At 33.4% G+C, this 2,863-nt stretch carries 3 protein-coding genes and 1 tRNA gene; 1 reads left to right on the forward strand and 3 read right to left on the reverse strand.

Annotation, left to right across the window (positions count from 1 at the left end; genetic code table 11):
• Nucleotides 1–66: 66 nt before the first annotated feature.
• On the forward strand, nt 67–582 hold the full coding sequence (locus tag EGI24_RS21345; protein WP_255050672.1) for a DinB family protein: 516 nt from the start codon (nt 67–69) through the stop codon (nt 580–582).
• Between the two features lie 799 nt (nt 583–1,381).
• On the opposite strand, the gene EGI24_RS21350 is transcribed toward EGI24_RS21345, so the two are convergent.
• The 3 genes from EGI24_RS21350 to EGI24_RS21360 form a co-directional block, all read right to left on the reverse strand.
• Entirely contained in the window at nt 1,382–1,717 is a 336-nt protein-coding gene (locus tag EGI24_RS21350) for a helix-turn-helix domain-containing protein (protein ID WP_255050673.1), read from the reverse strand.
• A gap of 293 nt (nt 1,718–2,010) precedes the next feature.
• Nucleotides 2,011–2,083, reverse strand: a tRNA-Thr gene (locus EGI24_RS21355).
• A 173-nt stretch (nt 2,084–2,256) separates the two neighbouring features.
• The coding region (locus EGI24_RS21360; RefSeq protein ID WP_255050674.1) for a DUF349 domain-containing protein at nt 2,257–2,863 on the reverse strand (607 nt) is incomplete at its 5' end.

The following is a 2,863-nucleotide window of genomic DNA, read 5'->3' on the forward strand; positions in this document are numbered from 1 at the left end:
TTTCATTTGGAACAATAGTAGGACATACTTCGCAAACAAGAACTTAAGTTCAAGAACTTTAATTTTATGACTAATAAATCCTTTATAGTTAAATTGGATAAATCGACACAAGATTTTTTACAAATCTTAAAAGGTTGTTCATCAGATTGTGTTCATTTCAAAAATGATAACCAGTGGAATATTCTCGAAATTATCGAACATATTTACCTTACCGATAGGGTTATTTATACCATAATTTCGGGTGCTTCTGAAACAAGGAATTCTTCTCTAGAAATTATAGGTGATGAAAACTTACAAAAAATATTGGTTACCAACTGGAAAGAGAAAATCAAATCTCCAGATATCTTAATACCAAAAGGAGAAATTACAAACATGGCAACCCTTGTCAGTCTGTTGGTAAACCAAAGAGAACTATGGAAGGATGATGTTTCAAAAGGCAAAATCTGCATTGACAACCGAATATTTGTTCATCCATTTTTAGGCAAAATGACTGTAATAGATTGGGTCAATTTTGCAATTCATCATACTCAACGACATATTCAACAAATAGAAGGAATTATTAATGGATATTCCAGCAGATAAACTTCTATTAACGGCATACTTTGGAAGGATGAAATAAAAAGCAATCTTGTGATGAGAAATAGAGCACATTTTCAGGTCTAAATTCCGAATAAGTACCACAAAATGTTTTACATTTCATTTCGGTAACTAAAACTATGAGCAAACCCTTTTCAAAAATGGGAGGTGTATACAGCAAAAGTGGCCATTAATTAGCAATAAAGGCCGTTTACAGTGGTGTACACAGTGGTGTACACAGGGTGTATACAAAAGATAAATTTCTATTAATTTCCTATGTTTACATGGTGTAAACACCAAAGAGCATAAAAAAACACCCAAGAATTTGAGTGTTTTACAATGGATTTTACAAAACGTTTTACATATTGTTTTGCGATGGTTGGTCTGACCTACTGTTTCTCCAATCGTCCGCGTTATTGATCTTCTTTTTTGCGGAAACAATAATCCAAATGCTACTTATAACTCCTATTATTATAATTAAAATATAGATGGTCTTTTTCTAGCTTTTCCCATCTTCTGTTTAAGCCTCACGCGGAAAGGTCTATTTGATTAATGGCGGCTCTTGGTGTTTTTCGATTATCTTATTGAGCATATCAGATAAAGTCATTTTTTTAGTTATGGCTTTTTTTGAAGTTTCAACTTTCGTTGCTCTGCAACTCGAAAATTGATGTTGGTGTCCTTGTTTGGTGTTGGTGTCATTTCTTTAAAATTTGAGTGTGAAAATTAATTAAATCCATATTCAGGTTGATAAAAAAGCTGTAACCCTTTGAGGAAAAATAATAGATGTTTCCATTACAGCCATTTTTTAAATCTTGTTTTTTTTTGTAAAAAGTAAACGATTCGGTTGAGCCTCTTTCTTTTTACTTTTTCTACCCGATTCTATCCATTCAACAAGCTCTTGCTTTTTGAAATAGTTTTGACCTGATTTAGAAAAGTGGAGAATACTTTTTGAACTGCACAAAGCATATAAAGTTTGTTTAGCTTTTTTGAGAAAAACGGATGCCTGATCCATATCCCTGAATTCATCATCGTGCTTGGCTTGGGTAATTCCCTTTTGTAACAGTTCTGAAATTTCCTCGCTGCAAATTTGTCTAACGCCATTAAGGAGTTCTGCAAGTTCTACTCCCAGAAAAATTGGCATGTTGATAATTTTAAGTATTAAAGTTTATGCGGATTCCGTTTGGATTCCATAGGGCAAAACTAAGCGGCTAAAATGGTGGTGACAAGAAAAAAATAGTGAAAATAGTGCGTTATAGAATTACCTCTTGGATTTGTTTGGAAGAATTAAAAAATAGGTTTGGTCAATTAGTAGTAGGTTAGAAACTCTTTGAAAGGAAGTTTAGAATGGTTTCAGAGGAGATATGTTTTGTACATTGTTTTGCACTTGGCAATAAAAAAGGAGTTACATTTTACTGTAACTCCTTAATAATCAAGAGCCTCTTATCGGGATCGAACCAATGACCTACTGATTACAAATCAGTTGCTCTACCAGCTGAGCTAAAGAGGCCTATATTTTAATTAATTTTTGCATCTATTTTGAATGCCGTTCCTTAATTGTGGTGCAAAACTATATCCAAAAAGTACACCACGCAAATATTTTTTATCTTTTTTTTGAAAAAAAACCTAATTGTTTGATAATCAAAACTTTCGTTTTTTCTTAAACAATTAGGTTTTCTAATATTAGTTGGCTGCGTTGATAAGTTTGATTTTATCTTGCAAATCCTTCAATTCTTTTTCTGCCTTCACTACCTTCTGCATGTACTCAGCTTTGAGTTTTTCAGCATTTTTAGAATGACCAAAGAATTCAATATTGTTTCTTGTTAGCGTAATTTCTTCCTCAAGGGTCTTCATTTTACGTCTAATTTCGTTTTCTTGTTTATCAAGGTTCTTGGTGCTTCCGCCTGTTTTTAGAACCACCTCGGCCTCGTTTTGGAGCATGAGCTTATCTTTTTCAGATTTGTCTAAGCCCGAAGACGTCTTCACGAAATTGTTGATGGCCTTTATAAACCTTGCCTGAATGTTTTGCATATCTTTCCGAGGCACAAAACCTATTGCAGCAAACGATTTCTTGTAATCGCTTAATTTCGACAAGTCTGAAGTACCTGCTTCAGCCATTTTTTCAATTTCTTCACAAATAGCAATTTTCTTAGCTAAATTCGCATCAAACTCTGCATCTTGCGACTTAGTTTCGGTACGCTTTAGATCAAAATATTGATCACAGGTAGCTTTGAATTTATTGTAAAGCGTATCCTTGTATTTTTCAGGAACATGCCCAATTGTTTTCCAC

Source organism: Lacihabitans sp. CS3-21, from assembly GCF_024343675.1.
Taxonomy (GTDB): domain Bacteria; phylum Bacteroidota; class Bacteroidia; order Cytophagales; family Spirosomataceae; genus Leadbetterella.

Coding starts and splice junctions, on each gene's coding strand:
- EGI24_RS21345 (WP_255050672.1), top strand. CDS start 67: ATGACTAATAAATCCTTTATAGTTAAATTGGATAAATCGACACAAGAT.
- EGI24_RS21350 (WP_255050673.1), bottom strand. CDS start 1,717: ATGCCAATTTTTCTGGGAGTAGAACTTGCAGAACTCCTTAATGGCGTT.